The 25,120-nt window shown below is 55.1% G+C and carries 30 protein-coding genes; 13 read left to right on the forward strand and 17 right to left on the reverse strand.

What is annotated here, in order from left to right; all coding sequences use genetic code 11:
- Positions 1-22: 22 nt before the first annotated feature.
- On the forward strand, positions 23-895 hold the full coding sequence (gene araC, locus OQV00_RS23950) for an arabinose operon transcriptional regulator AraC (RefSeq protein WP_032718585.1): 873 nt from the start codon (positions 23-25) through the stop codon (positions 893-895).
- Between the two features lie 65 nt (positions 896-960).
- On the opposite strand, the gene OQV00_RS23955 is transcribed toward araC, so the two are convergent.
- Complete coding sequence (locus OQV00_RS23955; RefSeq protein WP_004857160.1) at positions 961-1,167, reverse strand: DUF1107 domain-containing protein; 207 nt, start codon at positions 1,165-1,167, stop codon at positions 961-963.
- A gap of 319 nt (positions 1,168-1,486) precedes the next feature.
- On the opposite strand from OQV00_RS23955, the gene OQV00_RS23960 reads away from it, so the two are divergent.
- Positions 1,487-2,044: a YtfJ family protein gene (locus tag OQV00_RS23960; RefSeq protein ID WP_004857159.1), complete on the forward strand. Its 558-nt coding sequence runs from the start codon at positions 1,487-1,489 to the stop codon at positions 2,042-2,044.
- Here OQV00_RS23960 and cysQ read toward each other — a convergent pair.
- A complete protein-coding gene (gene cysQ / locus OQV00_RS23965) occupies positions 2,034-2,777 on the reverse strand; it encodes a 3'(2'),5'-bisphosphate nucleotidase CysQ (protein WP_004857157.1) in 744 nt (247 codons plus the stop codon). The genes OQV00_RS23960 and cysQ overlap by 11 nt on opposite strands.
- Positions 2,778-2,966: 189 nt before the next feature.
- On the opposite strand from cysQ, the gene OQV00_RS23970 reads away from it, so the two are divergent.
- Positions 2,967-4,910, forward strand: coding sequence for a bifunctional 2',3'-cyclic-nucleotide 2'-phosphodiesterase/3'-nucleotidase (locus tag OQV00_RS23970; protein WP_266279534.1), 1,944 nt, complete (start codon positions 2,967-2,969; stop codon positions 4,908-4,910).
- 85 nt (positions 4,911-4,995) lie between these two features.
- On the opposite strand, the gene OQV00_RS23975 is transcribed toward OQV00_RS23970, so the two are convergent.
- Complete coding sequence (locus OQV00_RS23975) at positions 4,996-5,379, reverse strand: winged helix-turn-helix transcriptional regulator (RefSeq protein WP_004857152.1); 384 nt, start codon at positions 5,377-5,379, stop codon at positions 4,996-4,998.
- Between the two features lie 84 nt (positions 5,380-5,463).
- Here OQV00_RS23975 and OQV00_RS23980 point away from each other — a divergent pair, with 84 nt between their 5' ends.
- The 4 genes from OQV00_RS23980 (at position 5,464) to ytfE (ending at position 9,012) form a co-directional block, all read left to right on the forward strand.
- Positions 5,464-6,312 carry an SDR family oxidoreductase gene (locus OQV00_RS23980; protein WP_004857148.1) on the forward strand — a complete coding sequence of 283 codons (849 nt, stop codon included), beginning with the start codon at positions 5,464-5,466 and terminating at the stop codon, positions 6,310-6,312.
- An 80-nt stretch (positions 6,313-6,392) separates the two neighbouring features.
- Entirely contained in the window at positions 6,393-7,217 is an 825-nt protein-coding gene (locus tag OQV00_RS23985) for an AraC family transcriptional regulator (RefSeq protein WP_044348250.1), read from the forward strand.
- Positions 7,218-7,292: 75 nt separating this feature from the next.
- On the forward strand, positions 7,293-8,267 hold the full coding sequence (locus OQV00_RS23990; RefSeq protein WP_004857144.1) for a DMT family transporter: 975 nt from the start codon (positions 7,293-7,295) through the stop codon (positions 8,265-8,267).
- A gap of 82 nt (positions 8,268-8,349) precedes the next feature.
- Positions 8,350-9,012 carry an iron-sulfur cluster repair protein YtfE gene (ytfE, locus tag OQV00_RS23995; RefSeq protein WP_004857139.1) on the forward strand — a complete coding sequence of 221 codons (663 nt, stop codon included), beginning with the start codon at positions 8,350-8,352 and terminating at the stop codon, positions 9,010-9,012.
- 112 nt (positions 9,013-9,124) lie between these two features.
- On the opposite strand, the gene cycA is transcribed toward ytfE, so the two are convergent.
- On the reverse strand, positions 9,125-10,528 hold the full coding sequence (gene cycA / locus OQV00_RS24000) for a D-serine/D-alanine/glycine transporter (protein WP_004857136.1): 1,404 nt from the start codon (positions 10,526-10,528) through the stop codon (positions 9,125-9,127).
- Positions 10,529-10,834: 306 nt separating this feature from the next.
- A complete protein-coding gene (gene fklB / locus OQV00_RS24005) occupies positions 10,835-11,455 on the reverse strand; it encodes an FKBP-type peptidyl-prolyl cis-trans isomerase (RefSeq protein ID WP_015585317.1) in 621 nt (206 codons plus the stop codon).
- A 356-nt stretch (positions 11,456-11,811) separates the two neighbouring features.
- On the opposite strand from fklB, the gene OQV00_RS24010 reads away from it, so the two are divergent.
- A complete protein-coding gene (locus OQV00_RS24010; protein ID WP_046853214.1) occupies positions 11,812-12,468 on the forward strand; it encodes a LysM-like peptidoglycan-binding domain-containing protein in 657 nt (218 codons plus the stop codon).
- Between the two features lie 256 nt (positions 12,469-12,724).
- On the opposite strand, the gene rplI is transcribed toward OQV00_RS24010, so the two are convergent.
- The 4 genes from rplI to rpsF are packed head-to-tail and all read right to left on the reverse strand — an operon-like array spanning position 12,725 to position 14,163.
- Entirely contained in the window at positions 12,725-13,174 is a 450-nt protein-coding gene (gene rplI, locus OQV00_RS24015; RefSeq protein WP_004857125.1) for a 50S ribosomal protein L9, read from the reverse strand.
- A gap of 41 nt (positions 13,175-13,215) precedes the next feature.
- A complete protein-coding gene (rpsR, locus tag OQV00_RS24020) occupies positions 13,216-13,443 on the reverse strand; it encodes a 30S ribosomal protein S18 (protein ID WP_000135199.1) in 228 nt (75 codons plus the stop codon).
- 4 nt (positions 13,444-13,447) lie between these two features.
- Positions 13,448-13,762: a primosomal replication protein N gene (gene priB / locus OQV00_RS24025; RefSeq protein ID WP_004857121.1), complete on the reverse strand. Its 315-nt coding sequence runs from the start codon at positions 13,760-13,762 to the stop codon at positions 13,448-13,450.
- 5 nt (positions 13,763-13,767) lie between these two features.
- Positions 13,768-14,163, reverse strand: coding sequence for a 30S ribosomal protein S6 (gene rpsF, locus OQV00_RS24030; RefSeq protein WP_004098001.1), 396 nt, complete (start codon positions 14,161-14,163; stop codon positions 13,768-13,770).
- 348 nt (positions 14,164-14,511) lie between these two features.
- Between rpsF and OQV00_RS24035 the strand changes: the two genes are divergently transcribed.
- The gene (locus OQV00_RS24035) at positions 14,512-14,787 is read left to right on the forward strand and encodes a YdgH/BhsA/McbA family protein (RefSeq protein ID WP_004857116.1); all 276 of its coding nucleotides are present in this window, start codon (positions 14,512-14,514) and stop codon (positions 14,785-14,787) included.
- Between the two features lie 184 nt (positions 14,788-14,971).
- On the opposite strand, the gene OQV00_RS24040 is transcribed toward OQV00_RS24035, so the two are convergent.
- The 6 genes from OQV00_RS24040 to ulaA are packed head-to-tail and all read right to left on the reverse strand — an operon-like array spanning position 14,972 to position 19,380.
- The gene (locus tag OQV00_RS24040) at positions 14,972-15,658 is read right to left on the reverse strand and encodes an L-ribulose-5-phosphate 4-epimerase (RefSeq protein WP_004857111.1); all 687 of its coding nucleotides are present in this window, start codon (positions 15,656-15,658) and stop codon (positions 14,972-14,974) included.
- The gene (locus OQV00_RS24045) at positions 15,658-16,512 is read right to left on the reverse strand and encodes an L-ribulose-5-phosphate 3-epimerase (RefSeq protein ID WP_044349736.1); all 855 of its coding nucleotides are present in this window, start codon (positions 16,510-16,512) and stop codon (positions 15,658-15,660) included. The genes OQV00_RS24040 and OQV00_RS24045 overlap by 1 nt, the downstream gene beginning before the upstream one ends.
- A 9-nt stretch (positions 16,513-16,521) precedes the next feature.
- The gene (gene ulaD, locus OQV00_RS24050; RefSeq protein ID WP_015585320.1) at positions 16,522-17,172 is read right to left on the reverse strand and encodes a 3-keto-L-gulonate-6-phosphate decarboxylase UlaD; all 651 of its coding nucleotides are present in this window, start codon (positions 17,170-17,172) and stop codon (positions 16,522-16,524) included.
- Positions 17,173-17,184: 12 nt separating this feature from the next.
- Entirely contained in the window at positions 17,185-17,652 is a 468-nt protein-coding gene (gene ulaC, locus OQV00_RS24055; RefSeq protein ID WP_266279539.1) for a PTS ascorbate transporter subunit IIA, read from the reverse strand.
- 9 nt (positions 17,653-17,661) lie between these two features.
- A complete protein-coding gene (ulaB, locus tag OQV00_RS24060; protein WP_004857097.1) occupies positions 17,662-17,967 on the reverse strand; it encodes a PTS ascorbate transporter subunit IIB in 306 nt (101 codons plus the stop codon).
- 12 nt (positions 17,968-17,979) lie between these two features.
- Positions 17,980-19,380 (reverse strand): PTS ascorbate transporter subunit IIC, encoded by a 1,401-nt coding sequence (ulaA, locus tag OQV00_RS24065; RefSeq protein WP_015585322.1) that lies wholly within the window; start codon positions 19,378-19,380, stop codon positions 17,980-17,982.
- A 365-nt stretch (positions 19,381-19,745) separates the two neighbouring features.
- Here ulaA and ulaG point away from each other — a divergent pair, with 365 nt between their 5' ends.
- Both ulaG and ulaR read left to right on the forward strand, forming a co-directional pair.
- Positions 19,746-20,810, forward strand: a complete 1,065-nt coding sequence (gene ulaG, locus OQV00_RS24070) for an L-ascorbate 6-phosphate lactonase (protein ID WP_015585323.1) — start codon at positions 19,746-19,748, stop codon at positions 20,808-20,810.
- A 117-nt stretch (positions 20,811-20,927) separates the two neighbouring features.
- Entirely contained in the window at positions 20,928-21,683 is a 756-nt protein-coding gene (gene ulaR, locus OQV00_RS24075; RefSeq protein ID WP_004128109.1) for an HTH-type transcriptional regulator UlaR, read from the forward strand.
- Here ulaR and yjfP read toward each other — a convergent pair.
- The gene (gene yjfP / locus OQV00_RS24080; RefSeq protein ID WP_015585325.1) at positions 21,680-22,396 is read right to left on the reverse strand and encodes an esterase; all 717 of its coding nucleotides are present in this window, start codon (positions 22,394-22,396) and stop codon (positions 21,680-21,682) included. The genes ulaR and yjfP overlap by 4 nt on opposite strands.
- Positions 22,397-22,605: 209 nt before the next feature.
- Here yjfP and bsmA point away from each other — a divergent pair, with 209 nt between their 5' ends.
- Both bsmA and yjfN read left to right on the forward strand, forming a co-directional pair.
- On the forward strand, positions 22,606-22,914 hold the full coding sequence (bsmA, locus tag OQV00_RS24085) for a biofilm peroxide resistance protein BsmA (protein ID WP_004857084.1): 309 nt from the start codon (positions 22,606-22,608) through the stop codon (positions 22,912-22,914).
- A 141-nt stretch (positions 22,915-23,055) separates the two neighbouring features.
- A complete protein-coding gene (yjfN, locus tag OQV00_RS24090; RefSeq protein ID WP_266279541.1) occupies positions 23,056-23,331 on the forward strand; it encodes a DUF1471 family protease activator YjfN in 276 nt (91 codons plus the stop codon).
- Here the strand turns inward: yjfN and OQV00_RS24095 are convergent.
- Complete coding sequence (locus tag OQV00_RS24095; RefSeq protein ID WP_004857079.1) at positions 23,322-24,959, reverse strand: isovaleryl-CoA dehydrogenase; 1,638 nt, start codon at positions 24,957-24,959, stop codon at positions 23,322-23,324. The genes yjfN and OQV00_RS24095 overlap by 10 nt on opposite strands.
- Positions 24,960-25,120: the final 161 nt, after the last annotated feature.

The raw sequence follows: 25,120 nt of genomic DNA on the forward strand, positions 1-25,120 counted from the left end.
CGGCGTTCAGGCGGGAGAAACGATGGAACTGGATATCAATGAGCTACTGAATTTCTCGCCATTGATGAAGACTTTTACCTTCAACGCCTGGGTCGTCGCCGGCTTTACCCCCATCACCCGCGGGTCAAAGCTGGACTACTACATTAACCGCCCGCAGGGGATGAAAGGTTACATCATCAATCTGACCCTGCGCGGCCAGGCGCGCGCGAAAGCGGGCGACGGCTCCCTGCTGTTTCGTGCAAACGATCTGCTGCTCTTCCCGCCCGGAGTTCCCCACCATTACGGACGGGATGAACACAGCGAGCACTGGGATCATTTATGGATCTACTTTATCCCCCGGCCCTACTGGATAGACTGGCTGAAATGGGATCAAACGACCCACGGCATCGGCAAAACAACGGTCAACGATCCTGAGCAGCTGCAAAATCTGCGCGATCTTTTCTATGAAGTTATCCGCCATCATTCCGCTTCCGCCCCGCTTTCTGAAGCGCTGGCGATGAATGCGCTGGAGCGCCTGATCCTGAGCTGCTTTCAGCGACAGCCGATCAGCAATCGCCACGCTCACGATCCGCGGATTAACGCCGTGTGTGACTATCTTAACGAGCATATTGCACAGGAGATTAAGATTGAGACCCTGGCAGCGATGGTTTTTATCTCGCCTTCACGACTGGCGCACCTGTTCAAAAATGAGCTGGGGCAAACGGTATACGCCTGGCGCGAGGCGCAACGCATTAACCGCGCGCGATGGCTGATCCAGAGTACTTCCCTGCCGCTTAACAAAATCGCCCTGTCGGTCGGTTACGGAGACCCGGTCTATTTCACGCGCATTTTCCGCAAACACAACGGCATTCCGCCGGGCGAGTACCGTAAACGCTATGCGGAAATGAAGGGATAGGCCAGAAACATCAACGGCTCCATCAGGAGCCGTTTTTTTACCGCATAGCTATATCGTTATTCAGGTTAAGCCATCTCTGTTTGCAGACGCAGAACCTGACGATTGACTTCAGACATCACAGACAAATGCTGCTTGTCTTTAACCTTCGGGATAAGGATTTTGCCCTTATCAAACTCAAAAGCGCCAACATCCTTGATGTATAACCGTCCACGGAACAGGATCTTCACGTACTTCGCCACTTGCAGCGGATTGTAGCGTTGGAAAATTTTCATTGTTGTCTCCTGCCAGGGTTACGCTCTTGTGGTGCCACACTTGGCCCACGATTCGGGAGCGCAAATTTTAATGCCCTGAAACTATAGTCCAGAACTTCTGTAATACCCAGCATGCATAAGTTTATTTACCTTTTGATGACAATAATTAAGAACTTTCTTTTCAAACATACGTAGAAGTTAGTATAAGTCGCCGATTTCCTTCGAATATGTGCGTTAACACGCAAACTGGCACCCTGATTGCGTGTAATGCCGGGAAATCGCATTTATGCTTAAACGAGACCAAGTGGTCGGATCACCTGCATAAAAATAAGGACTCATCATGACCCTACGTAAGCTACTGGCGGTTTCCTGCCTCCTGTTACCGCTGATGGCCTCAGCGCATAATTTTGTCGATGGCCAGCGCGTCGCGCCGGTTGGCATTGCCGACCGGGGAGAATTAATTCTGGATAATGATAAGTTTAGCTATAAAAACTGGAATAGCTCGCTGCTGGCAGGAAAAGTTCGCGTGGTGCAGCACATCGCCGGACGCACGTCGGCAAAAGAGAAAAATGCCACTCTGATAGAGGCGATTAAGGCGGCCAAATTCCCGCACGACCGCTACCAGACCACCACCATCGTCAATACCGATGACGCCATTCCAGGCTCCGGCATGTTCGTACGTAGCAGCATTGAGAGCAACAAACAGCTCTACCCGTGGTCGCAGTTTATTGTCGACAGCAACGGCCTGGCCCGTAAAGCCTGGCAGCTGCAGGAGGAGAGCTCAGCGATTGTGGTACTGGATAAAGACGGTCGCGTGCAGTGGGCCAAAGACGGCGCGCTCACGCAGGATGAAGTGCAGCAGGTGGTCGCCCTGCTGCACAAACTGCTTAGTAAATAGAGACCCGGAAGCCGGGGTTCAGGAAGGATTCACGCGGGGTATAGTCCAGAGTGCGCCCCTGCCAGTCGTGAACGTGCGCCCCGGCAGCCACCGCCACGGCATGGCCAGCGGCGGTATCCCAGGTACTGGTTGGCCCAAAGCGCGGATAAAGCTGGGCCTGACCTTCCGCTACCAGGCAGAATTTCAGCGACGAACCGATCGACGTGGTCTGATGCTCGCCAATATGTTCCAGGTACTCCTGCAGTTCCGGATCGTTACCGTGGGAGCGGCTGATCACCACCAGCGGCGGCCGGGCATCCCGCACCTGAATCTGCTTGCGCATGCCGCATTCGTCTTTCCACGCCTTGCCGCCTTCCGCGCTGTACAGCACTTTTAAGACCGGCGCGTAAACCACGCCAAGAACCGGTTTTCCTTTTTCAATCAAGGCAATATTGACGGTAAATTCACCGTTACGTTTAATAAATTCTTTGGTGCCGTCCAGCGGATCCACCAGCCAGTAGCGCTGCCAGTGCTGCCGCACCTCCCATCCGGGGGGATCTTCTTCAGAGAGCACCGGGATATCGGGCGTCAGCGCCAGCAGGCCATGCATAATCACCTTGTGCGCGGCGAGATCTGCCGCGGTGACCGGAGAATCGTCCTTCTTGCTGGCAACGTCCATCGGCTGCTTTCCATCATAGACTTCCATGATGGCATCACCTGCAATCCGTGCAAGTTGACATACTTGTTCTAACATTCTCCACCTCATCTGGTTACAGTGGCGTTAACTCGTTGTTTTAGTTATATCGCATCGATGCGAGTTCCGCTATCTGTGATAACGATGGCGGTTTCATGAGCCAGTTTTCGGCATGATTCACATTTCTGTAAGCAACAGGATGTACATACATTTTCTTCTGTGCCATTGCTCATAAAAAGGACGCCTCTGATGATTAAGTTTAGCGCAACGTTACTGGCCACGCTGATTGCCGCCAGCGTGAACGCCGCGACGGTCGATTTGCGAATTATGGAAACCACCGATTTGCATAGCAATATGATGGATTTCGACTACTACAAAGACGCCGCAACGGAAAAATTTGGCCTCGTGCGCACCGCTACGCTGATTGAAATGGCCCGCCAGGAAGTCAAAAACAGCGTGCTGGTCGATAACGGCGATGTTATTCAGGGAAGTCCGCTGGGTGACTACATGGCCGCCAAAGGGCTCAACAGCGGTGATGTCCACCCGGTATATAAGGCAATGAATACGCTGGACTACGCGGTAGGTAACCTCGGCAATCACGAGTTCAACTACGGCCTTGATTTCCTGCACAAGGCGCTCGCCGGGGCGAAATTTCCCTACGTAAACGCCAATATTATCGATACCAAAACCGGTCAACCGATGTTTACGCCGTACCTGATTAAAGAGACGGCGGTGCAGGATCGCGACGGCAAAACGCAGACGCTGCGTATCGGCTATATCGGTTTTGTGCCGCCGCAAATCATGACCTGGGATAAAGCCAATCTCAGCGGCAAAGTGACCGTCAACGATATCACCGAAACCGCGCGTCAGTATGTGCCGGAAATGCGTAAAAAAGGCGCAGATGTGGTGGTGGTCGTCGCACATTCGGGACTATCTGCCGATCCTTACCACGCGATGGCGGAAAATTCGGTGTACTACCTCAGCCAGGTGCCCGGCGTGGATGCCATTATGTTCGGCCACGCCCATGCGGTGTTCCCGGGAAAAGATTTTGCCGCCATTCAGGGGGCAGATATCGACAAAGGTACCCTGAACGGCATCCCGGCCGTGATGCCCGGGATGTGGGGTGACCACCTTGGCGTCGTCGATCTGGTGCTGAACAACGATGCCGGTCAATGGCGGGTCGCTCAGGCCAAAGCCGAGGCGCGCCCTGTCTATGACGCCGTGGCGAAAAAATCCCTGGCGGCGGAAGACGCGAACATGGTGAAGGTACTAAAAGCCGATCATGACGCCACCCGCGAGTTCGTCAGCAAACCCATCGGCCAGTCTTCAGACAACATGTACAGCTATCTGGCGCTGGTGCAGGACGATCCTACCGTGCAGGTGGTCAATATGGCGCAGAAAGCCTATGTCGAACACGCTATTCAGGGCGACCCGGACCTGGCAACGCTGCCGGTACTTTCTGCCGCCGCGCCGTTTAAAGTCGGCGGCCGCAAAAACGACCCGACCAGCTTCGTCGAGGTGGAGAAAGGCCAGCTCACCTTCCGCAATGCCGCCGATCTCTATCTCTACCCGAATACTCTGGTGGTGATGAAGGTCAGTGGTAAAGAGGTGAAAGAGTGGCTGGAGTGCTCCGCCGGGCAGTTTAACCAGATTGACCCCACCAGCAGCAAACCGCAGTCGTTAATCAACTGGGACGGTTTCCGCACCTACAATTTTGATGTGATTGACGGCGTAAACTACCAGATTGATGTTACCCAGCCGGCGCGATACGACGGCGAGTGTCAGATGATTCACCCGCAGGCGGAACGCATTAAGGATCTGACCTTTAACGGTAAACCGATTGACCCGACGGCCACCTTCCTGGTGGCCACCAATAACTACCGCGCCTACGGCGGTAAATTTGCCGGAACCGGCGATAGCCACATTGCTTTTGCCTCGCCTGACGAGAACCGTTCGGTGCTGGCGGCATGGATCGGCGCAGAGTCGAAAAAAGCGGGCGCTATCCACCCGGCGGCCGACAACAACTGGCGTCTGGCCCCGGTCCACAGCAAGGTGCCGCTGGACATCCGCTTTGAAACCTCTCCGGGTGCAAAAGCCGCGGCATTTATTAAAGAGAAAGCGCAGTACCCGATGCATCAGGTCGCAACCGACGATATCGGTTTTGCGATTTACCAGCTGGATTTGCGGCCGTAATGCCGCTTCCCCGCTGGCGTGAGGCTTTACCCGGCGGGAAACCGCCCGGGTAAAGCCTCGGCCGCTGCCCGGGCATTCGCCGTGGTTATGCCATCTGCTCGTGGTTCGCCAGAACCGCGGGCAGATTAAGCTCAATCCAGTCCGCCAGCGCCGCCACTTTCGCGCTAACCTGCTCGCCAAGCGGTGTCAGGCTATACTCTACGTGCGGCGGGACGACCGGTCGCGAGACCCGATTGATAAAGCCATCCTGCTCCAGCGCCTGCAGCGACTGAGCCAGCATCTTTTCGCTGACCCCGCCCATTTTACGGCGTAGCTCGCTGAAGCGATGGGTTCCTCCGCGCAGCGCCACCAGGATTAATACCCCCCAGCGACTGGTCACGTGCTTCAGCACATCGCGTGACGGGCACTGCTCGGCAAACAGATTCCCGTCGCGCATTTTTTCGCTCAGCGTCGGATTCGCCATTTTCATACTTACCTTTTTGTACGTACTTACTAAAAGTTAGTTAAGGTGTTAGCTTACCACAACTGTCACGCAACACGAAGGAGAAGACTGATGATCGCTATTACCGGCGCGACCGGCCAGCTTGGCCACCTCGTCCTACAGAATCTGTTAAAAACCACGGCCGCCAGCCAGATTGTGGCCATTGTGCGTAACCCGGCAAAAGCCGAAGCGCTGAGCCAGCAGGGTATTGTGGTCCGCCAGGCCGATTATACCGACGAAGCGGCATTCACCGCGGCGCTGCAGGGCGTCGATAAACTGCTGCTGATCTCCTCCAGCGAAGTCGGTCAGCGTACCCCGCAACACCGTAACGTCATTCATGCCGCCAAAGCCGCCGGGGTAAAATTTATCGCTTACACCAGCCTGCTGCATGCCGATAAATCGCCGCTTGGCCTGCACGTTGAGCATGTTGAAACCGAGAAAATGCTCGCCGACTCCGGTATCCCTTATGCTCTGCTGCGCAACGGCTGGTACACCGAGAACTATCTCGCCAGCGCGCCGCCGGCGCTTGAGCATGGGGTGTTTATCGGTGCTGCGGGCGACGGAAAAATCGCCTCGGCGACCCGCGCCGATTATGCCGAGGCCGCCGCACGCGTTATCGCTGAAGAGGGCCATGCCGGGAAAGTGTACGAGCTGGCCGGCGATGAAGCCTGGACCCTGAGCGAACTGGCTGCCGCACTGAGCAAGCAGAGCGGTAAAAACGTGGTGTATCAGAACCTGAGCGAAGCCGACTTCGCCGCTGCGCTGAAGAGCGTTGGCCTGCCGGCAGGGCTGGCGGACATGCTCGCTGACTCCGATGTCGGCGCCGCCAAAGGCGGCCTGTTTGACGACAGCCGCACCCTGAGCGCGTTGATTGGTCGCCCGACGACACCGCTGGCTGAGAGCATCAAAGGCATTCTGTAACGGTTACAAAAAGGTTAATTTTTGTAGCTTCCCGGCGGGTCATCCCCAATAATAAAAGGATATCCGTCGGGAGAAACACAATGCAGGGCGTACCGGAACAGTTCAACGATGAGAGAGACAGCGCGCGCTTTCGCCATCCGGCGCAGCTGCCTGGCGTTGAGTTGTACCATGCCCATATCTCCCGCTACGCCTTCGAACCCCATACCCATGAAGCCTTCGGCATCGGTGCAATTGAGCTCGGCGCCGAGCGTTTTCGCTATCGCGGCAGCCAGTACGTCGCTCCGGTTAACTCCATCGTTACCATGAACCCTGACGAACTGCACACCGGAGAAGCGGCCACCGCCGACGGCTGGCGCTACCGTATGGTCTATCTGGAACCGCAGATGCTGGAAGAGGTCACCGGCGTGCGCCACTGGTGGTTCCGTGAGGTGGTTCGTCAGGATCCGCAGCGCTCGCAGCGGCTCTGTCAGCTTATTTATGGCTTATGGCATACCGACGATCCGCTGGCTCAACAGGGTCTGTTGCTCGACGTGATTGATACCTTCCGCCCGCTGGCCCATCACGCCCCGGTTATCGCGGAAGCCACCCACCGTTTCGAGCGCGTGCGCGATTATCTGCATGACAACTATATGCACGCCGTCTCCCTTGATGAGCTGGCGCAGGTTGCCTCCCTGAGCCCGTACCACTTTCAGCGCCAGTTTAAGGCGCATTTCCACGTCACGCCCCATCAGATGCTGATGGCCATTCGCCTGTGGCGCGCCAAAGCCTTCCTCACCCACGGAATGCCCGCTGCCGAAGTGGCCGCCGCCAGCGGTCTGACCGATCAGTCACACCTGACCCGCGCCTTTACCCGCCGCTATGGCATCACCCCGGTGCGCTATCAAAAGCAGGTCGCCCGGCGCTAATGCGCAATCTCATACAATATTCCCGACGCGGCCTCTTCTACACTTTAGCCAACTGAAACCGGTACGGATGGCGTGATGATTAGTGGTGTGTTGTATGCCCTGCTGGCGGGGATGATGTGGGGGTTAATATTCGTCGGCCCGGTGCTGGTGCCGGAATACCCGGCGGTACTGCAATCCATGGGACGCTATCTGGCGCTGGGGTTGATTGCCCTGCCGCTGGCGTGGCTCGGTCGCGCGCGACTGCGGCAGCTTTCCGGGCAAGACTGGTGGACGGCGCTAGGGCTGACCATGATGGGCAACCTGATCTATTACGTTTGTCTCGCCAGCGCCATTCAGCGCACCGGCGCGCCGGTATCGACGATGATTATCGGCACGCTTCCGGTCGTGCTGCCGGTGATGGCTAACCTGCTCTACAGCCAGCGTGACGGTAAGCTACCGTGGCGACGTCTCTTTCCGGCACTCTCCTGTATCGCTGTCGGCCTGGTGTGCGTCAATATTGCCGAACTGCGCCAGGGACTGCCCAATTTCAGTATCTGGCGCTACGGTTCCGGTATTGGTCTGGCGCTGGTATCGGTGGCCTGCTGGGCCTGGTACGCGTTGCGCAATGCGCGCTGGCTGCGGGAAAACCCGGATAAGCATCCGATGATGTGGGCGACGGCGCAGGCGCTGGTGACGCTACCGGTCTCGCTGGCCGGTTATCTGATTGCCTGCGGATGGCTGCATGCTCAGCAGGTCGACTTCCCGCTTCCCTTTGGCCCGCGCCCCCTGCTCTTCGTAACGCTGATGCTGGCCATTGCCGTCCTCTGCTCCTGGGTCGGCGCATTGTGCTGGAATATCGCCAGCCAGAAGCTGCCAACGGTCATTCTCGGGCCGCTCATCGTCTTCGAAACGCTGGCGGGCCTGCTGTATACCTTCCTGTTACGACAAAGCATGCCACCGCTGCTGACGCTCAGCGGCATCCTGCTACTGGTTGTTGGCGTGGTCTACGCGGTCTGTTCCCGACCACAAAAACCGGTGGTCGTGGAGCGGGTCTGCGAGAATAAAAAATAGCCTGGTATCCGAAAGGGGTATTCCCTTGCCTATAAGATGCATTTAATATACATCTTATATTTTTAAAGACGAGGTATTCGCTATGGCTTTTCGTGACCAACCTTTAGGCGAGCTGGCGCTGACGATTCCGCGCGCCTCCGCGCTGTTCCGTAAATACGATATGGACTACTGCTGCGGCGGCAAACAGACGCTGGAACGCGCCGCATCGCGCAAGGAGCTGGACGTCGCGGCGATCGAAGCCGAACTGGCCAGACTGGCGGAAGAGCCGGTAGAGAAAGACTGGCGTAGCGCACCGTATGCCGAAATCATCGACCATATCATCGTTCGCTACCACGATCGCCATCGCGAACAGCTGCCGGAGCTTATCCTGCAGGCGACCAAAGTTGAACGAGTGCATGCCGATAAGCCCAACGTGCCGAACGGCTTAGCCAAATACCTGACCATGCTGCATCAGGAGCTCTCCAGCCACATGATGAAAGAGGAACAGATCCTGTTCCCGATGATCAAACAGGGCATGGGGACTCAGGCCGCCGGCCCTATCAGCGTCATGGAAAGCGAACACGACGAAGCGGGCGAGCTGCTGGAAGTGATTAAGCATGTCACCAACAATGTCACCCCGCCGCCGGAAGCCTGCACCACGTGGAAAGCGATGTACAACGGCATTAACCAACTGATCGACGATCTGATGGAACATATCAGCCTGGAGAACAACGTTCTGTTTCCGCGTGCCCTCGCCGGAAAATAAAAAAGGCGCCCGCAGGCGCCCTCGACATTGTCAGTCTTATTGGCCACCCCGGTGGCCTTTTTTTATGACGGGCCGTTGCAAGCAACGTTAAAAATCTTTGCCGAAGATTTTTTTATTTCGCCAGACGCTTCTTACCGGCAAAGAACCAACCTGCCGCCAGCAGAACAAACCACAGCGGGGTGACGATCAGCGCTTCGCGCGTGTCGGCTTCCAGCGTCAACAGCACCAGCACGAAGACGAAGAACGCCATACAGACCCAGCACATCAGCTTACCCAGCGGCATCTTATATTTGGACTGCTCATGCAGATGCGGACGCTTTTTACGGTAGACCAGGTACGAGCACAGAATAATGGTCCAGACGAACATAAACAGGATCGCCGATACCGTGGTAATCATGGTGAAGGCGGCAATCACGCTCGGGTTCACCATCAGCATCACCACGCCGCCCAGCAGGCACATACAGGAGAAGGTCAGCCCTTTCGCCGGTACCGCACGTTTCGACAGCTTGGCAAACATCGACGGCGCCTGACCATCCTGCGCCAGACCGAACAGCATACGGCTGGTTGAGAACACGCCGCTGTTAGCCGAAGAGGCGGCCGAAGTCAGCACCACAAAGTTAATCAGGCTGGCCGCCGCCGGCAGGCCCACCAGGACAAACAGTTCGACGAACGGACTCTTGGTCGGCACCACGGAGCTCCACGGCGTCACCGACATAATCACGATCAGGGCGAAGACGTAGAACATAATAATACGCAGCGGGATGGAGTTAATCGCGCGCGGCAGGGATTTTTCCGGATCTTTGGTTTCTGCAGCGGTGGTCCCTACCAGCTCAATACCGACGAATGCGAAGACCGCGATCTGGAAGCCGGCAAAGAATCCGCTGATACCTTTCGGGAACCAGCCGCCGTCATTCCACAGATGGGCAAAAGACGCCTCCACGCCGGTCGGCGATTTGAAATGCATCATCACCATCACCAGGCCGACCACAATCAGCGCCACAATGGCGACGATTTTGATCATTGCGAACCAGAACTCCATCTCACCGAACATTTTCACGGTGGCAAGGTTAAGGCTCAGCAGCAGCAGGATCACCGCCAGCGAAGCGACCCAATCGGAAAGTCCAGGGAACCAGAACTGGGCGTAGGCGGTAATCGCCACCACGTCGGCCATCCCGGTCACAACCCAGCAGAACCAGTAGGTCCAACCGGTAAAATAGCCGGCCCACGGCCCCAGAAGGTCGGCGGCAAAATCACTGAACGATTTATATTCCAGATTCGACAGCAGTAATTCGCCCATCGCGCGCATCACGAAAAACAGCATAAAGCCGATAATCATATAAACAAAAATAATGGATGGCCCGGCGAGGCTGATGGTTTTGCCGGATCCCATAAACAGCCCCGTCCCGATGGCGCCACCAATGGCAATGAGCTGAATATGTCGATTCGTGAGATTTCGCCGTAGCGATTGTTCAGTCGGAGCCTGCTCTTCGGCAGCGACTTTAACCTGATCTACCATGTGATTTTCTTCCTGTTGTACCTGTCTGTGTTGTTCAGGCTCTGATGGCCCGTCATTTGTCATTACCCTGAAAAAGGGTTTATCGATATTAGGTAAGAATCAGAGGGATGAATACTATGATTTAGATATAATGTTAATTTTATGTTTAAAGTGAGTGTTATATCACTCCTGCAGCGCGAAACAGCTCACAAAAATACACCTAAAAAGCCTGAGCGCAACATAAAATTCCAACAAATTCCTAACTTAAGTATTTTGCGCTATTTTTAGTCGCTCCCTCCCCCTTAAGGGAGAGGAAGCACCTGCTGATTAGATAATATCCAGCAGTTCGACTTCAAAGATCAGGGTGCTGAACGGAGGAATAGAAGCACCGGCGCCGCGCTCACCATAGGCCAGGTTGTGCGGAATAGTCAGTTCCCATTTGGAACCCACCGGCATCAGGGTCAGCGCTTCAATCCAGCCGCCGATCACGCCGGTCACCGGGAACTCAGCCGGTTCGCCACGGGCCACGGAGCTGTCAAATACGGTACCGTCGATCAGTTTACCGGTGTAATGCACGCGGACGCGGTCGGTACGCGCCGGGATCGCGCCTTCACCCTGGGTCAGAACGCGGAACTGCAGACCGGATTCGGTGCTGTTCACGCCTTCACGCTCGCGGTTTTCATCCAGGTATTTCTGGCCATCGGCCGCCATCTCCTGGAAACGCTCGCGACGTACCGCGTCAGCGCGTTCGTGGATTTCACGCAGCGCGCGGTGAACGGCTTCCACCGGCACCTGCGGCTGATTGCCTTCCAGCGCATCGGCAATGCCGGCAACCAGTGCTTCAGGCAGCAGCCCCTGCAGGCCGGATTCGCTCAGCTGTTGTCCAACCTGCAAGCCGATGCCGTAACTTGCCTGCGCTTCAATAGTGTCAAAAGTCGGGGTTGCCATCTTCTTTCCTTATTTTTCGGGGGGGAAATTTCATACTCGACGGATTCCAGATAGCAAGAAGGCGGCATGCGGATGATTCACCGGCAGGACAGGCCACAGTGTGGTCAGTGCAGGCAGGCGCAGCCAGCGCATCAGCAACTCGAAGCGCGACGAGCATAAAGTGGTGGGCAGCATATCAGCCATCGTCCGATGGGTAAAACTTTGTCGCGGAGATGATGACAAATCTGAGGGAAACAGAAACAATAGGAGATATCAGGTTAACCTCACGAAACATATCTTTGTCTCGGCCATCAGGAAGTTAGCCATCTATACTCTACGGAGAGCAGGATAAAAATATGCGGAGCAGGAGGAAAGCCATGCCCGGGCGCTTTGACATCACACCTACCCTGGCGAAGATCTGGCACGCCCCGGATCATATTCGCATTATGGATCCGCTGCCGCCCATGCATCGCCGGGGCATCATTGCCGGCGCGTTGCTGGTGATTATCGGCATACTGCTCCCGTCAGAGGAGAGCAGCAGCCCGGTACAAAGTGGCCGCGAAGCCAATATCGACCTGCAATCGCAGTCCCAGCCGCAATCTTCCCAACAGGCCATGCCGCTGCCACCGATTACCACTACGCCGACGGTGAATGACGCCGATCAGATGGCGCCGGTGGCGCCGGAGCCGGTTCAGGACGAACCGGTGGATCAGGGACAAAGCCAGGCCTACTCTCAGCCGCAGCAACAGCAGTCGGCACCGGGAATTGAGCAGCAGTGGCGTACCTATCGCATAGAAGCGGGTAAAACCCTGGCCCAGCTGTTCCGCGATCATAATCTGCCGCCAACCGACGTCTATGCGATGGCCCAGGTAGAAGGTCCGGGCAAACCGCTCAGTTCGCTGCAAACCGGGCAGACGGTGCAAATTCGCCAGAACGCGAATGGCGTGGTGACCGGCCTGACAATTGATACCGGCGGCGGACAGCAGGTGCTGTTTACCCGTCAGGCGAACGGCAGTTTTATTCGCGCGCGCTAATCGCCGTAAAGAATCCACGGGTCATGCCGGGTATCACGCCCGGCCTGCGCAAAGGCGCCCCGTCTCCCTCCCGAGCCCTTTTTCCCGCTTCATTTGGTACCACGTCGCGTCCGCTCATACCAACGCCTCCCACTCAAAGGATTGGTCATTGACGGCCTGATATTGCAATTGTGTCAGGAGAGAACCACAGAAGGGGAATGCAGAAAAGCAAAACGCCGGCACAAGGCCGGCGTCTCGACGCGAACTGAGTAAAAAATTACTCAGCTACAACGTTAACAACCAGTTTCGCGAAGACTTCGCTGTGAACCTGGAAGTCCACTTCGTGCTCACCGGTGGTGCGCAGAACGCCGTTCGGCAGACGAACTTCGCTCTTAGCAACAGCAACGCCAGCTGCAGTTACAGCGTCAGCGATGTCGCGGGTACCGATGGAACCGAACAGTTTACCTTCGTCGCCAGATTTAGACGCGATGGTAACGGTGCCCAGTGCGTTGATTGCTTCAGCACGTGCGTTAGCAGCGGCCAGAACGTCAGCCAGTTTGGCTTCCAGTTCAGCGCGGCGCGCTTCGAAGAACTCAACGTTTTTCTTGGTAGCAGGAACAGCTTTGCCCTGTGGTACCAGGAAGTTACGAGCATAGCCCGCTTTAACGTTAACCTGATCACCCAGGCTACCGAGGTTTGCTACTTTATCAAGCAGAATAACTTGCATTACCTTATCCTCTCAAAGTCGTATTAATGGACCGTGACCGATTACTGATGACGATCAGTGTACGGCAGCAGGGACAGGTAGCGTGCGCGTTTGATAGCGCGAGCCAGCTGACGCTGATATTTTGCACGGGTACCGGTGATACGGCTTGGGACAATCTTACCGCTTTCGGTGATGTAGTTTTTCAGCGTTGCGATATCTTTATAGTCGATCTCTTGAACGCCTTCCGCGGTGAAACGGCAGAACTTGCGACGACGGAAATAACGTGCCATTTGGCTAGTCTCCAGAATCTATCAATTCAATCTGCTCGGCATGCAGAACCATTTTGCTCAGGCCGTTCTTTGCCTTGTGGCAAGAGATGAACCCCTGAACGGTCACTGCGCTACCGACCGTTATACTGTGAGTAATGGCCTGGTTCTCGTGTCCGCTAATAATCACGGGCATTTGACACCATGCCTGCCGGTGAAAACCGGCTTCCTCCTGCACTGAACGATGCTCAAGCACGAACTGGCAGTGTGGAATTCCTGACGGGCTGACCTTACGAAGTGGCGTCCTGCAAACAATGCCGGACAGCTCCAGACGATTGGTCATCAGGATTACTCTTCAGAATCCCCAGCTTCAGAATCATCTGCGGTTTCGTTTGCGAAATCTTCGCGACGCTCACGGCGCTCGTCTTTCGCTTTAACCATCGGAGATGCTTCGGTAACAGCGTGCTTAGTACGCATTACCATGCTGCGGATAACGGCGTCGTTGAAGCGGAAGTTAGTTTCCAGCTCATCGATCGCTTCCTGCGGAGCTTCAACGTTCAGCAGAACGTAGTGAGCTTTGTGCAGTTTGTTGATCGGGTAAGCCAGCTGACGGCGGCCCCAGTCTTCCAGACGGTGGATCGTACCTTCTGCTGCAGTGATTGCACCAGTGTAACGTTCGATCATACCCGGAACCTGTTCGCTCTGGTCAGGATGGACCATAAAAACGATTTCGTAATGACGCATCGAATTGCTCCTTACGGATTATTCAGCCTCCTGTCTGGGTCAGCCGCGGCCCATGGAGGCAAGGAACGTGTTAAAGGGCGGCCGAAAAATTGACGCGTCATTCTACTTTCGCCGCCCCTTTAAGACAAGCAAATTGCGCAAATAATTCGCACTAACGGTAAAGCCGCGCTAAGTCAGTGATTTAAAATTAATCAACGGCACCAGCGACACTTTTTTGAACAACTTCATCAGAAATGGTCGCGATACCCACGGTAGCCAGAGATTACACTTATATCAGAGCTATCGATAACCCAGGAGGATCCCGGATTTAACGCCAGCATGGCCGACAGAACGTCAGGAGCGTAGAGTATGAAATACATCATCATTGCCGCTATGGCTGCGCTTTTACTGAGCGCCAACGCGCTCGCAGCCATCAAAATCGATGGGCGCCAGGCACGCAACATGGACGATGTGCAGAGCCTGGGCGTTATCTATATCAACCATAATATGGCGACTGAGCAAGAGGCCGATCGGGCACTTAATCAGCTGAGCGATGCGCAAGGCGCAAAATATTTTCAGCCGATCCTGATTCACGAACCGGAAAGCAACGGCGTGATTCATGCCAGCGCAGCCATTTATCGCTAATAGCCGACTCTTTGACTTCGCCCCGTCACGGGGTGAAGTCTTAATGCCATCGCCTCGACGTTTTCGCCGAAGCGATAATTTGTGAACGGACGCTTGCTGGCATGCGTTTGCCAACAATACGAAAATGGCTCCGGAGCAGACCGGTTAATTCATCATCAAGATGAATGGCTCCGGAGCACATGACTTACTTTTGCCCGTAATAGGCATTTGGTCCGTGCTTTCGCATAAAGTGTTTGTCCATCAGCCAGCTATCGATCGGCTTGAGCAGCGGATTGATTCCGCGAGCAATCCACGCCATCCGCGCCACTTCTTCCATCACCACCGCGTTATGCACCGCATCGTGCGCATCTTTACCCCAGGTAAAAGGTCCGTGTTGATACACCACAATCCCCGGCGTAAGGAGCGGGTCTATCTCGCCCAGCGTTTCGATGATCACGAGCCCGGTGTTCAGTTCATAAGCCTCTTCGACTTCCCGCGGGCTCAACGCCCTGGTGCAGGGGATATCGCCAAAGAAGTAGTCTGCGTGGGTCGTTCCCAGCGCGGGAATGGCCAGCCCGGCCTGCGCCCAGGCCGTCGCGTGTGTCGAGTGGGTATGCACCACGCCGCCAAGGCTCGGATAGCGGCGATAGAGCGCAAGATGGGTGGCGGTATCGGAAGAAGGACGATACCGTCCTTCCACCACGTTACCCTGCAGATCCACAACCACCATATCGTTCACTTTCATCGTCTCATAGGCCACACCGCCAGGCTTAATTACCACCAGCCCGCGTTCGCGATCGATCGCGCTAACGTTACCCCAGGTAAAGGTCACCAGGCCGTAGCGCGGTAAATCCATGTTGGCTTCAAAAACCTGCTGCTTAATTTTTTGCATTATGCCGCCTCCACCAGCCCGGCACTGGCCATCCGCGCCATCACCCAATCGCGGGCTTTCGCCACCTCCGCTGCCGGATCGTCGGTCGTTTCGCTCCACATTTCAATCAGGTAGGGTCCGCAGTAGCCGGTTTGTTTGAGCGTTTCAAAGCAACGCTCGAAATCAACGACCCCTTCACCAAACGGGACGTTTTTAAAGACGCCGGGTTTAGTATCCTTCACATGTACCGCCACGATATGACCCATCCCGGCCTGTAGCTCCATCTGCACATCGTTATCCCATGCTGACAGGTTGCCGATATCCGGATAGAGCTGGAACCACGGATTATTCAGGTAGTGTGCGTAGCCCAGCGCCTTACTGATCGAGTTCATCAGCGGGTAATCCATAATCTCCATCGCCAGCGTCACCTGCGCGCGGCTCGCCATTTCGACGCTCTCTTTCAGGCCATCCCGGAAACGACGGCGCGTCTCGTTGTTGGCTTCCTGGTAGTAAACGTCATAACCCGCAAGCTGAATCACCCGAATGCCTACATCCTGCGCCAGCTGAATGGCTTTGCGCATGATCTCCAGCCCCTGCGCCCGTACCGCGTCATCTTCGCTACCAAGCGGGAAGCGCCGGTGGGCGCTGAGGCACATAGAGGGCACCCGTACCCCGGTTTCAGCAATCGCATTGACTAGCTCCAGGCGCTGCTCCCGGCTCCAGTCAAGCCGTTCCAGCCGAGCGTCAGTTTCATCCACCGACATTTCGACAAAGTCAAAACCGAGTTTTTTCGCCAGTCGCAAACGATCCAGCCAGCGTCCCCCGGCAGGGAGCGCCTTTTCATAGATGCCGAGCGGAATTTTTTTCGACAACATAACCGCTCCTTAGCCCCATAGCTGGGCAATAGAACGTTTAAACTGCCGTGCAGCTTCTACCGGGGAAGCTGCGTCGCGAATGCTGCGACCGGCAATAAAGACGTGAATCGGAATACCCTGGAACAGCGGCAGATCTTCCAGCGCCAGGCCGCCGGTAACGGTGACTTTAAAGCCCATGTCGGACAAGCGCTTGATGGCGCTGATATCCGCCTCCCCCCACGCTACGCCAGCGGCCTGCGCATCGCGGCTACGGTGATAAACCACTTGTTGAATGCCCGCATCGCGCCATTCCTGCGCCTGCTCCCAGGTCCAGTAGCCGGTTAGTTCGATCTGTACATCACCGTTAAATTCTTTCGCCACATCCAGCGCACCTTTGGTGGTGTTGATATCTGCACAGCAGATAACAGTCACCCAGTCGGCATGCGCTTCAAAGCACATCCGAGAGAGAATTTTGCCGGCATCGGCAATTTTGGCGTCCGCCAGCACGATTTTGTGGGGATAGAGTGCTTTCAGGTCGCGCACGGCGCGTACGCCCTCGGCAATACAAAGAATGGTGCCAACTTCAATAATATCCACTTCATCGGCAATCAGGCGTGTCGTTTCATACGCGGAAGACATTGATTGATTATCCAGCGCAACCTGCAACATAGGTAATGACATTTGATGCTCCTTTTAGAAGGCCGCCGTCGTGGCGTTATCAATTAAATTCAGTACTTCCTGCACGGTGCGGCAGGCACGTAAACGGTCGAAATTCGCTTCATCGTCAAACAGATTGACGATCTGCATGATGCCCACCTCCTGATGGGTATTGGTATCAACGGCCGCCATGGTGATCAGGATGTCGACCGGGTCGTTATCCTCATGGTTGAAAGCCAGCGGCTTCCTCAGCGTCACCAGCGCAAAGCCCGTTTTCTTAACCCCCTCTTCCGGGCGTCCGTGCGGCATCGCCAGACCGGGCGCAATCACAAAGTAGGGCCCATGCTGGGCAACGCCATCCAGAATGGCCTGGTAGTAGCGCGGCTCAACCACGTCAGCCTTCACCAATAAATCAACGCTTAGCTTTACGGCTTCCTGCCAGGTACTGGCATCTGCCTGCAAAAGAATGGAGTTATTCTCGACAAGCGAATCACGTAATTTCATTTGGCGTCCTTACTTCACATCCTGTGGGAAATGTTCTTTGATCACTTCCAGCAGTTTTGGGCCAAAATCCGCAGGCGATAGCATGTTGCGCACGCCGACCACGTATTTGTTGCCGGAGACAGTAATCTCCCCGGCAATATGAGTAGAGGCGATGATGATATCCGCGCCGCTTAATTCACTTTTGTATTCACCCACCGCGCAACTGTTCACTGAGTGATCAATATTTGATTGAGTCAAAAACTGGTCCACTTTCATCTTCATGATCATGGAACTTCCTTGCCCGTTGCCACATACAGCCAGAATACGTACGGTCATAGTCAAAACTCCTTATTGAGCAGAAGCATCTGCCAGTTGTTTTTCCGCGTCCTCTTCAGCACGCAGCGTGCGTCCTGCGAAGAACATATATGCCAGTGCAATAATGATGATGACGGTCATAAACGCGATACCGATAGAGGCAAAGCCCTGCATCATCGGCGGCGCCAGAATTGACCAGTCCGCCATGCCCATCCAGGCGCTCATACCGGTGAGCTTCACCGCCCAGACGCAGCCGAAAATTTCAATCATCCCCATCACCAGACAAATCTTGAGCGCCGCGCGCCAGCCGCCAAAGTGGTTCGCAAAGACGCCGATAGTCGCGTTCGAGAAGAACATCGGAATAAAGCCCGGAATAATCAGGATGGAAGAGCCGAAGCCCACCAGGATAGCGACAGCGATAAGCTGGCCAATGGTGCCCCACATAAAGCCCCAGACAACGGCGTTCGGCGCAAAGCTATAAATCGCCGCACAGTCAATCGCCAGCACGGCACCGGGGATCAGGCGTTGGGAGATCCCGTTGAACGCCTCGGAAAGTTCGGCGACGAACATACGCACGCCCTGAGTGATAATAAAAATAGCGACGGCGAACGAAAAACCAGTTTGCAGGATATACACCGTCCAGTGAGTTTTTCCCGCCATCGCCTGGACGGTGTCGATGCCGAAGGAGAGCAGGATCGCACCAAAGAAAATGGTCATTACAATAGCCGTGGAAACGATGTTGTCGTGGAAAATATTCAGCCAGCCTGGCAGCTTAAGATCTTCAACGCTCTCTTCTTTTTTCCCCAGATAAGGTGCGACCTTATAAGCAATCCATGAGGCGAACTGCTGCTGATGTCCGATGGAGAATCCGCAGCCGTCGGTAACTTCCTGGGTCGGCTTGTACATCATGTTGGAGGTAATGCCCCAATAGAGAGACACCAGTACCGCCGTGCAGATAATAGTCGTCCACATCGGATACCCGAAGATATAGAAAGAGACGGCAATCAGCCCCGCCTGCTGGAACATGATGTGCCCGGTCAGCATGATGGTGCGAATACCGGTAATGCGCCGCAGCAATACGTAACAAATATTCAGCGCCAGAGCTAACAGCACGGCATAGCCCACCCAGCTGTAGGCCTCCCCCATCCGCTCAATGGTCGCCATCATAGAGGCATAGGTATCGGAGATAGCACCGTTGATGCCGTAAACCTCAGACATTTTCGCGACGACGGGTTTAAAGGTACTGGTCAGAATGCCGGACCCTGCCTGCAACAACATAAAACCGATAATCGTTTTAATCGTACCTTTTACAATCACGCTGGCGCTTTTACGCAGCAGGATATAGCCCAGGCACGTCACGATCCCCAGCAGCAGAGGGGCGTTGGTCATCACCTGATTAAAGAAAACGGTAAAGATGTTGTAGAGAATCTCCATAACACACTCCAGAAGGTGGAATCTCTGAACGCACGCTACGCCCAGGGTTTGTTGTTGCAATCACTCTAATAATCAAAAGTAATCACAACAAGATTATATTTGATTAAGTGTGACACACGCCGCAAATAATCATTCAAACCGTTACCGTATTAATTCTCATTTTCTAAAATCACAAAATAATCAATATAAATCAATTAAATGATGACATGAAGGCATCATGAAACAAGCATTTACCTCCCATTCACCTACCAAAAACATCTCGTAGATGGCGAAATGCAGGATTGCAATCCTGAAAAAATGATGCCAGTATTTATCAAAATGAATCAACAAATGATTTCTTTTGACAAAACGTGAGGTAAAAATCAATGAGTAAAGTACAAACCATCACCCGCGAGTCATGGATCCTGAATACTTTTCCAGAGTGGGGCAGCTGGCTGAATGAAGAAATTGAACAAGAGCAGGTTGCGCCTGGCACTTTTGCTATGTGGTGGTTGGGTTGTACGGGCATCTGGCTGAAATCCGAAGGCGGAGCCAATATCTGCGTCGATTTCTGGTGCGGTACCGGCAAACAAAGCCACGGGAACCCACTGATGAAAGCAGGCCATCAGATGCAGCGTATGGCAGGCGTTAAGAAGCTCCAGCCAAACCTGCGTACCACTCCGTTTGTACTGGATCCCTTTGCTATTCGCCAGATTGATGCGGTGCTGTCCACACACGATCATAACGATCACATTGATGTAAACGTTGCTGCCGCCGTCATGCAAAACTGTGCGGATGACGTGCCGTTTATCGGCCCGCAAACCTGCGTCGATCTGTGGATTGGCTGGGGCGTCCCGAAAGAGCGCTGCATCGTGATGAAACCGGGCGATGTCGTAAAAATAAAAGATGTTGAAATCCACGCGCTCGACGCTTTTGACCGTACCGCCCTGATAACCTTACCTGCGGCTCAAAAAGCGGCTGGCGTGCTGCCGGACGGAATGGATGAGCGCGCGGTAAACTACTTGTTCAAAACGCCGGGCGGTAATCTGTATCATAGCGGCGATTCTCACTACTCCAACTACTATGCGAAACACGGTAACGAACACCAGATCGACGTGGCGCTGGGGTCCTATGGCGAGAACCCGCGTGGTATCACCGACAAAATGACCAGCGCCGATATCCTGCGCATGGCCGAGTCTCTGAACACCAAAGTAGTCATCCCGTTCCACCACGATATCTGGTCAAATTTCCAGGCTGATCCGCAGGAAATACGCGTTCTGTGGGAGATGAAGAAAGACCGCCTGAAGTATGGCTTTAAGCCTTTCATCTGGCAGGTGGGTGGGAAATTCACCTGGCCACTGGATAAAGACAACTTCGAATACCACTATCCGCGCGGATTCGACGACTGCTTTACCATGGAACCGGACCTGCCTTTCAAGTCATTCCTGTAAGATTCATCCGGCGAGCGGAAGTCCTTGCCCCCTCGCCGGAAATTATCCCGTCAGCATTAGTATTTTCACCTGATTTCAAATATCATCTTTGCTTATCACTTTTAATCGGATTTGCTCATGACGGAAGCGCAAAGACATCAAATTTTACTGGATTTGCTGGCACAAACGGGATTTGTCACCGTGGAGCAGGTGATTTCCCGGCTGGGAATTTCTCCGGCAACGGCACGACGCGATATCAATAAACTCGACGAAAGCGGTAAGCTGAAAAAAGTCCGCAATGGCGCTGAAGCCATCAGCGAGCAGCGCCCGCGCTGGTCGCCGATGAACATTCACCAGGCCCAAAACCACGACGAGAAAGTACGCATTGCGCGGGCGGCTTCGCAACTGGTTAACCCGGGCGAAAGCATCGTCATCAACTGCGGCTCTACCGCATTCCTGCTGGGGCAAGAGCTGTGCGGTAAGCCAGTACAGATCATTACTAACTATCTGCCGCTGGCCAATTACCTGATCGACCAGGAACACGACAGCGTCATCATTATGGGTGGACAGTATAACCGTAGCCACTCCATCACCTTGAGCCCGCAGGGCAGTGAAAATAGCCTGTATGCCGGGCACTGGATGTTCACCAGCGGCAAAGGGCTGACCGCCGAAGGGCTATATAAAACCGATATGCTTACCGCGATGGCCGAGCAAAAAATGCTTAACGTCGTTGGCAAACTCGCGGTGCTGGTAGATAGCAGCAAAGTTGGCGAACGCGCCGGAATGCTGTTCAGCCAGGCCGGGCAAATCGACCTGGTGATTACCGGAAAACAGGCGGATGAAGCGATCCTCAAGCAGCTTGAGGATCAGGGTGTTCAGGTCATTCGCGTTTAAAGGCTGCGCTGAAAAAATGCCACCGTCGCCGCTAACGCCTCCGGCGTTATCCGGTGGCGAACCCCTTTTTGCCAGATGCAGGTCAGGTGAGTATCCAGATCGTTTTGCCGCAGCGCCTGCTGGAGCCTGAAGGTACCTTCAGGCGGCACCACGTCATCTTCCTCGCCGTGCCAGAGCAATAGCGGTCTGTTGGCCAGCGTGCTGAGCTGCTGAGTGACATCCCACTCAGCCAACCGTTCGGCACTGACGGCAGGCGAAGGGAACAGGCTCTGCGAGAGCTTGGTAAAATAGCCGGAGCCCATCAGACAAGCCACGCTTTTTAGTTCCGGATGGTGGGTCATTATTCCCAGCGCCGTCATGCCGCCCATTGATGCCCCGGCGACCGCCAGACGATCCCCTTCAACCCAGCCCTGCCCGATAACCGCCTCGCGCAAGGCCGGAAACTCGGCAAAATTTTGCAGTAAAATCGGCCAGAAGCGCTGCATTCGTCCGCGATCATCGCCATCGTAACGTGCGCCATGCTCTGGCGCATCGGGCATAATGACCCGAAAACCGGCTTCCGCCAGCGCTACGGCGAAGTAGCTGTACACCAGCTTTGAGGAGGTAAAGCCGTGATAAAAGATGATGCAGGGCAATGGCTTATCCAGTGCATACTGCGGGCAGGCATGTAGCACTTCGCCCCCCGCCAGACGACGTATTTCGAGAGCAATCATTGACCATCTCCTTTCACTAAAATGAGGGTATGTCATAGGCTGACATATTCAGCAAGAAACCAGGTTCGCCATGATTCATAATGTTGAGAACTCGGTTACGCTTTCACGATATTTTCCTTCGAAAATCGCGTCAGAGATAACACTTCGGGAACATTCCCCGGAAATGACATTCAGGCTACCACTACACTATGACTATCAGGAAACGAGATATGGTTATGCGCAGGTTAACACCGTGGTTTCTGGCTATCGCACTGAGCGGTTGTAGTGCCCTGCAAGGGACGCCAGAAGCGCCACCACCCGCAACCGACCATCCGCAAGAGATTCACCGTAACCAGACGACAGGGCTACAAAAAATGGGGACGGTGAGCGTGTTGATGTACGGTTCGCCGATGGATGTCGAAGCGGCGTTGAAAGCGAAGGCAGAAACGGCTAAAGCGGATTACTACGTCATCATCATGATTGATGACACCATGGTTCCCGGCCAGTGGTATTCGCAAGCGATTCTGTACCGTAAATAGCGGTACACCGTCTTTTAGCCAGCTTTACACTGCTTTGCGTCCATTCACGTTCTCCTGTGCATAATAACGTTCGGCCAGCCAACCTGGCAGGACGTTAGCAACGGACTGCCCTCGGGACTACGTGAAATGGAGCTGACGACGATGAAACGATCTTTTACCCTACCCGCTCTGCTGCTGACCACAGCGACAGCAAACACCTGCGCACAGTCAGCGGAATTCGCCAGCGCGGACTGCGTCACCGGCCTCAATGAAATTGGCCTGATCTCGGTCAATAATATTGCCGGCAGCCAGCAGGACGTCGAGCATGCCATCGCCGTAAAGGCCGATGAACAAGGCGCATCGTGGTATCGCATCGTACAGATGTACGAGGAGCAGCAGCCGGATAACTGGCGAGTCCAGGCCATTATTTACGCCTGAGGCGCCTGACGTCCACGCCCCATCGCACGTAGCAGTAAATCCTCCAGCGTCGGCTCATCCAGCCGCATACCGCCGCGCGTGTCGAGCATCATGCGACACCAGGCCTCCGCCAGCGGCGGCGAGGCGTAGCGTAGCATCTGCGCACCGACGCCGAGCATATAAACCCGGCGGGCTATCTCTCTACCCTGCTCTTCCGCAGGCCGCCGTAGCAGCTGGTGCAACTGCCGCCACGTACGGTCGAAATGGCGATTCTGCCCCTTCACCTCTGCGCACTCCGCCGCCAGCAGCTCCAGCGCCGCCGGATGTTTACCGAGTACCCGCATCACGTCCAGACACATGATATTGCCTGAGCCTTCCCAGATACTATTGACCGGCATCTCACGATACAGGCGCGGCAGCTCGCTCTCTTCACAGTAGCCAATCCCGCCCAGCACCTCCATCGCCTCTGCGACGAACGGAATCCCGGATTTGCAGATGGCAAACTTCGCCGCCGGCGTAAATAAGCGTGCCCAGAGGACCTCTCTGGCGTCATCACGGCTATCCCACGCCCGCGCCAGACGGAATAGAAAGGCGGTCTGCCCTTCAAGGCGCAGCGCCATCTGGCCCAGCACCTGACGCATCATCGGCTGATCGACCAGATTCTTACCGAATGCCTGGCGCTGCAGCGCGTGATAGAGCGCCACCGAATAGGCCCGACGCATTAAGGCGTGGCTGCCGAGCGCGCAGTCGAAACGGGTGAGCCCGCCCATTTTGAGGATTTGCCGAACGCCATCGCCCTCTTCACCCACCAGCCAGCCGCAGGCTTCAACGAATTCGACTTCGCTGCTGGCATTCGAGCGGTTGCCGAGCTTATCTTTCAGCCGCTCCAGATGCAGCGCATTGCGCTGACCGTCGGGAAGCAGACGGGGCACGAAAAAGCAGGAGAGACCTTCCGGCGCCTGAGCGAGAACCAGGTGCGCATCGCTTTGCGGAACCGAGAAAAACCATTTGTGACCGACCAGATGATAAAAACCTTCGGCAGTTTTTTCCGCCCGGGTGGTATTGATCAGGACATCAGATCCCCCCTGCTTTTCCGTCATCCCCATGCCAATTAGCACCCCACGTTTCTGAGCGCCCGGCGCCAGATGCGGATCGTAGCGGTCGCTCAGCAAGGGGGGCAGCCAGTCGCTAAAAGGTGTGGGTAGCGCCTGCTGTAACAGTGGCGTAGCCGCAAAGGTCATGGTGACCGGACACAGCGTCCCCGCTTCCACCTGCGCATGCAGCATAAAGCGGGCGGCGCGCGCGACAAAGGCGCCTGCGCGGGCTTCCTCCTGCCAGGCAAGGTTATGTACCCGGTTGGCACACAGCCCCTGCATCAACAAGTGCCAGGCAGGGTGAAACCGGACATCATCAAGCCGGCTACCGGTCGCATCGTAGCGCAGCAGCTCCGGCGGATTACTGTTCGCCAGTCTCCCCAGCTCCAGCGACTCCGCCGCCCCCAGCTGTTGGCCGATACTGGCCAGTAAATCACTGTCCCATCCGGCCCCTTCGCGCGTTACGGCTTCACGCAGCGCACTATCCGACAGAAATAAATTGCTGTTCATCAGCGGCGCAGGCTGATTGAACACGGTATGCGTTTGCCAGGCCATACTGTCTCCTTGCGTCATTGGCATTACTATTCAGTATGGCTACCCTCACCGGACATCGCCCGCGAGTCCGGTCACAAATAAACCATCTGCCCCTTCGTGAAGCCCATCACAGCCACAAGAATTTTAAATTTCATAATAGGAAATGTATGGAATAGTTTATT

It is taken from the genome of Klebsiella sp. DY2415, from assembly GCF_026314315.1.
GTDB classification, from domain to species: domain Bacteria; phylum Pseudomonadota; class Gammaproteobacteria; order Enterobacterales; family Enterobacteriaceae; genus Klebsiella; species Klebsiella ornithinolytica.

Excerpts from the sequence above, each read along its gene's own strand:
- OQV00_RS23960 (WP_004857159.1), top strand. The coding sequence starts at position 1,487 with ATGACCCTACGTAAGCTACTGGCGGTTTCCTGCCTCCTGTTACCGCTG.
- OQV00_RS23975 (WP_004857152.1), bottom strand. The coding sequence starts at position 5,379 with ATGAAAATGGCGAATCCGACGCTGAGCGAAAAAATGCGCGACGGGAAT.
- rplI (WP_004857125.1), bottom strand. The coding sequence starts at position 13,174 with ATGCAAGTTATTCTGCTTGATAAAGTAGCAAACCTCGGTAGCCTGGGT.
- OQV00_RS24045 (WP_044349736.1), bottom strand. The coding sequence starts at position 16,512 with ATGTTGTCGAAAAAAATTCCGCTCGGCATCTATGAAAAGGCGCTCCCT.
- rpsR (WP_000135199.1), bottom strand. The coding sequence starts at position 13,443 with ATGGCACGTTATTTCCGTCGTCGCAAGTTCTGCCGTTTCACCGCGGAA.
- OQV00_RS23970 (WP_266279534.1), top strand. The coding sequence starts at position 2,967 with ATGATTAAGTTTAGCGCAACGTTACTGGCCACGCTGATTGCCGCCAGC.
- priB (WP_004857121.1), bottom strand. The coding sequence starts at position 13,762 with ATGACCAATCGTCTGGAGCTGTCCGGCATTGTTTGCAGGACGCCACTT.
- OQV00_RS23990 (WP_004857144.1), top strand. The coding sequence starts at position 7,293 with ATGATTAGTGGTGTGTTGTATGCCCTGCTGGCGGGGATGATGTGGGGG.
- yjfN (WP_266279541.1), top strand. The coding sequence starts at position 23,056 with ATGAAACGATCTTTTACCCTACCCGCTCTGCTGCTGACCACAGCGACA.
- OQV00_RS23955 (WP_004857160.1), bottom strand. The coding sequence starts at position 1,167 with ATGAAAATTTTCCAACGCTACAATCCGCTGCAAGTGGCGAAGTACGTG.
- bsmA (WP_004857084.1), top strand. The coding sequence starts at position 22,606 with ATGGTTATGCGCAGGTTAACACCGTGGTTTCTGGCTATCGCACTGAGC.
- ulaR (WP_004128109.1), top strand. The coding sequence starts at position 20,928 with ATGACGGAAGCGCAAAGACATCAAATTTTACTGGATTTGCTGGCACAA.
- ulaD (WP_015585320.1), bottom strand. The coding sequence starts at position 17,172 with ATGTCATTACCTATGTTGCAGGTTGCGCTGGATAATCAATCAATGTCT.
- ulaB (WP_004857097.1), bottom strand. The coding sequence starts at position 17,967 with ATGACCGTACGTATTCTGGCTGTATGTGGCAACGGGCAAGGAAGTTCC.
- cycA (WP_004857136.1), bottom strand. The coding sequence starts at position 10,528 with ATGGTAGATCAGGTTAAAGTCGCTGCCGAAGAGCAGGCTCCGACTGAA.
- ulaC (WP_266279539.1), bottom strand. The coding sequence starts at position 17,652 with ATGAAATTACGTGATTCGCTTGTCGAGAATAACTCCATTCTTTTGCAG.
- OQV00_RS23985 (WP_044348250.1), top strand. The coding sequence starts at position 6,393 with ATGCAGGGCGTACCGGAACAGTTCAACGATGAGAGAGACAGCGCGCGC.
- fklB (WP_015585317.1), bottom strand. The coding sequence starts at position 11,455 with ATGGCAACCCCGACTTTTGACACTATTGAAGCGCAGGCAAGTTACGGC.
- rpsF (WP_004098001.1), bottom strand. The coding sequence starts at position 14,163 with ATGCGTCATTACGAAATCGTTTTTATGGTCCATCCTGACCAGAGCGAA.
- ulaG (WP_015585323.1), top strand. The coding sequence starts at position 19,746 with ATGAGTAAAGTACAAACCATCACCCGCGAGTCATGGATCCTGAATACT.
- ytfE (WP_004857139.1), top strand. The coding sequence starts at position 8,350 with ATGGCTTTTCGTGACCAACCTTTAGGCGAGCTGGCGCTGACGATTCCG.
- yjfP (WP_015585325.1), bottom strand. The coding sequence starts at position 22,396 with ATGATTGCTCTCGAAATACGTCGTCTGGCGGGGGGCGAAGTGCTACAT.
- OQV00_RS23980 (WP_004857148.1), top strand. The coding sequence starts at position 5,464 with ATGATCGCTATTACCGGCGCGACCGGCCAGCTTGGCCACCTCGTCCTA.
- OQV00_RS24095 (WP_004857079.1), bottom strand. The coding sequence starts at position 24,959 with ATGGCCTGGCAAACGCATACCGTGTTCAATCAGCCTGCGCCGCTGATG.
- OQV00_RS24010 (WP_046853214.1), top strand. The coding sequence starts at position 11,812 with ATGCCCGGGCGCTTTGACATCACACCTACCCTGGCGAAGATCTGGCAC.
- ulaA (WP_015585322.1), bottom strand. The coding sequence starts at position 19,380 with ATGGAGATTCTCTACAACATCTTTACCGTTTTCTTTAATCAGGTGATG.
- OQV00_RS24040 (WP_004857111.1), bottom strand. The coding sequence starts at position 15,658 with ATGCAAAAAATTAAGCAGCAGGTTTTTGAAGCCAACATGGATTTACCG.
- araC (WP_032718585.1), top strand. The coding sequence starts at position 23 with ATGGAACTGGATATCAATGAGCTACTGAATTTCTCGCCATTGATGAAG.
- OQV00_RS24035 (WP_004857116.1), top strand. The coding sequence starts at position 14,512 with ATGAAATACATCATCATTGCCGCTATGGCTGCGCTTTTACTGAGCGCC.
- cysQ (WP_004857157.1), bottom strand. The coding sequence starts at position 2,777 with ATGTTAGAACAAGTATGTCAACTTGCACGGATTGCAGGTGATGCCATC.